Below are 2,514 nucleotides of genomic sequence, written 5' to 3'. Positions count from 1 at the left end.
AGGTATAAGTACTATTACTCCAAACATCGTACCAGCTACTTCCATACATTGATTGATTGGTTGGAAACATATGATAAATGCTTTGTGAAATTTCTTCGTCGGGTAACACTTCCCATTGCATGGAGCCTGAGTCATCCAATATGAACATGATATTGGGATCGGCATTTCCACCTAGATATAAAGGTGCATTACTTAAGTTTAATGGGGCAGCGATTGAGATAACTGGTACCAGCAGCAATACAAAAAAGAAGTGTAATAACTGATGAGGGGACTTGTTCATGATTAAAACCTCTTAGCCATAGTGCTTTGCAGCAATACACGGGATTGATTGCTACCACCAGTACCGCGTGCGGTTATTCGATAATATACCCGGCCAGTTGATGGCCCGCCCCCTGTGCCGACAACCAGATCGTCAGTGACAAATTGTTGATATTCGATAATATATCTTGGTGTGGTAATGGTTGATGTACCGGAATTTGTTTCAAATGTAATCGCAGTGGGAAAGGGAATTGCATTAGCTGCCCACCAGGCTGCATCACGTTCATGCCACCAGCTTTCAGCATTACCATCATCAGGATCCATTACGTCAGCTACCCAGATATTGCCGGAGCCGGTGTTGTTTGGATCAGGTTCAACAGTTAAACCTGAAATCCATGCCTCTGCGCCACGTAATGCTATTTCTGTTGCTTGAAAAGCAATTTCAACGTCCATGGTATTAGCCGCCATTTTTTCGGCCATCGAACTGGTGCGCATCGCGGCAAGGCCAATCATCGTCATGATGACTAATATGACTAAACTTACAATAAGGGCAGCCCCGGTTTGATTTTTCATTTACTGTTCCTGCTATGAAACACGATTACGTAAGGTGACTGTTCGGGTAAATACGCGTCTTAGGCGTCGATCAGCAGGTGTAACGGTAGCCCCTTCCAGGTTATAAGATTGGGCGCCATCCACCGTAAGATTATTTTCCACGCTGACCATCACTAAACTGATACGAACACTGACAACGTTGTTCCAGTTGCCAACTTGATTTGCTGTTTGATATGCGTCAGCAGAGCCATTACCAGAAGTATCTACACCATAACGAACTTGCATTGAATCAATGCCTTCAATTAATTCAACAGCATTGTCGTTCCCAGTTTTGCGATAGAGAGAGGGCACATTGTCAGGATTGTTCGAGATAAAAAAGCTGTTGGTGGAAATTTTGTTAACCCAACCTGAACCAAAGTTATAACCTAATGTTTCGGTTGCATTTCCAGGCGTACCAGCCCCTGTAGCATGCTCTATAGTGCCGGCAGTGGGATCAGAAGTAATTTGAAAAATTGACCCAGCAACACAGTCATGAGCTAATACGATATCTCCAGCTTCCAGTCCATTATTGTTGCTAACTGTGATGGCAGCACTGCCCGGTGTGCCGGTTGTAGGATGTGAGACCACTCGCAATTCAGGCGGCTCAATAGTGCGTATGGTGAGAATATCTGAGCCACTTACAGAACTATTGGTACTGGCATCACGCGGTGGAGTCCATGAATTTGCTCCAGTTGCTTCTTGCCCTTCAATGGGGGTAGTGATATCCCATAAATAAGTATTAGGGGTATTCAGCATATTATTAATATTGAGAGCGGAACGTGTTGCACAGCCAAGATAGCCTGCACGTTCTATAGACTGCGTAAGAACTTTCATAGCGTAGCGGCCATTTTCCTGCAGTCGGGATTGAGCATCCTGAACACGATAAACCTGCCGGTTATTGACAAATAATTCGATAACACCTGCAACGAGAATCAACCCTAGGACAATAGCGACCATCAATTCTACTAATGATAAGCCTTGTTGTTTTTTTAGATGACTCATCAAATAGCTCCACTAAGCGTAAAGCAAGAAGTGTTATTGCCTAACTCACAACTCGAATCAGTGTCAATCTGAGTTTCCGTCCAACCTATGGTAATGTCACAAATAAACTCGCTATTGGGATTAAATGCCCCACAAGCTATTTGTCCCGTCCCATTGGGTAAATATTGAGAAAGTTTATTTCGCCACTCCACAATATCCGCATCCGCCATGTCACTGGTACTGCTGGGTGGCTCAGCATCAATATCTATTGCATAGTTTCCATTTTGGGCCGCATCACGGTTGGCGCGCATCATATCCAGCATATCTGCAGCCAAAAGCGCGGCCTGTGTACGAAACTCGGCAGTTTGATTGTGTTTTAAAGAAGTAATTTGTAAATGGGCCATACCAAGTAATCCAACAGCAAGAACAAATACGGCAATCATTACTTCGAGTAATGTGAAACCACGTTGTTGTTTCATGGACATACTCCCCCCTGAGCAATTCTAGCCCTGCCGCCCGGACTGATAGTGATGTTCCTTTGAACTGCTCCAGGAATACACAAACTGAATGTACCTATTCCAAGCCCACCCCCTGCAGAAATGATTTCTCCAGACGGCAAAAAAGTTAATCCGACTAGAAAAGCTCCACCTGTCCTGATAGTGATATTGTTCCCTAACGCTTGTT

At 44.3% G+C, this 2,514-nt stretch carries 4 protein-coding genes; all 4 read right to left on the bottom strand.

Going from position 1 to position 2,514, the window contains the following annotated elements; genetic code table 11:
- Window positions 1-280: hypothetical protein (locus tag B3O33_RS11720; protein ID WP_292363647.1), on the bottom strand; the 280-nt coding region annotated here is incomplete at its 3' end.
- Window positions 281-282: 2 nt separating this feature from the next.
- Entirely contained in the window at window positions 283-831 is a 549-nt protein-coding gene (locus B3O33_RS11715; protein WP_292360349.1) for a pilus assembly PilX family protein, read from the bottom strand.
- 12 nt (window positions 832-843) lie between these two features.
- A complete protein-coding gene (locus B3O33_RS11710) occupies window positions 844-1,851 on the bottom strand; it encodes a PilW family protein (protein ID WP_292360347.1) in 1,008 nt (335 codons plus the stop codon).
- A complete protein-coding gene (gene pilV, locus B3O33_RS11705; protein ID WP_292360345.1) occupies window positions 1,851-2,309 on the bottom strand; it encodes a type IV pilus modification protein PilV in 459 nt (152 codons plus the stop codon). Before pilV ends, B3O33_RS11710 begins: the two co-directional genes overlap by 1 nt.
- Window positions 2,310-2,514: the final 205 nt, after the last annotated feature.

The sequence above is a fragment of the Methylophaga sp. UBA1464 genome, assembly GCF_002325665.1.
Taxonomy (GTDB): domain Bacteria; phylum Pseudomonadota; class Gammaproteobacteria; order Nitrosococcales; family Methylophagaceae; genus Methylophaga.
This window is presented reverse-complemented; position numbering and strand designations above follow the sequence as displayed.

Excerpts from the sequence above, each read along its gene's own strand:
- B3O33_RS11715 (WP_292360349.1), bottom strand. The coding sequence starts at position 831 with ATGAAAAATCAAACCGGGGCTGCCCTTATTGTAAGTTTAGTCATATTA.
- B3O33_RS11710 (WP_292360347.1), bottom strand. The coding sequence starts at position 1,851 with ATGAGTCATCTAAAAAAACAACAAGGCTTATCATTAGTAGAATTGATG.
- pilV (WP_292360345.1), bottom strand. The coding sequence starts at position 2,309 with ATGAAACAACAACGTGGTTTCACATTACTCGAAGTAATGATTGCCGTA.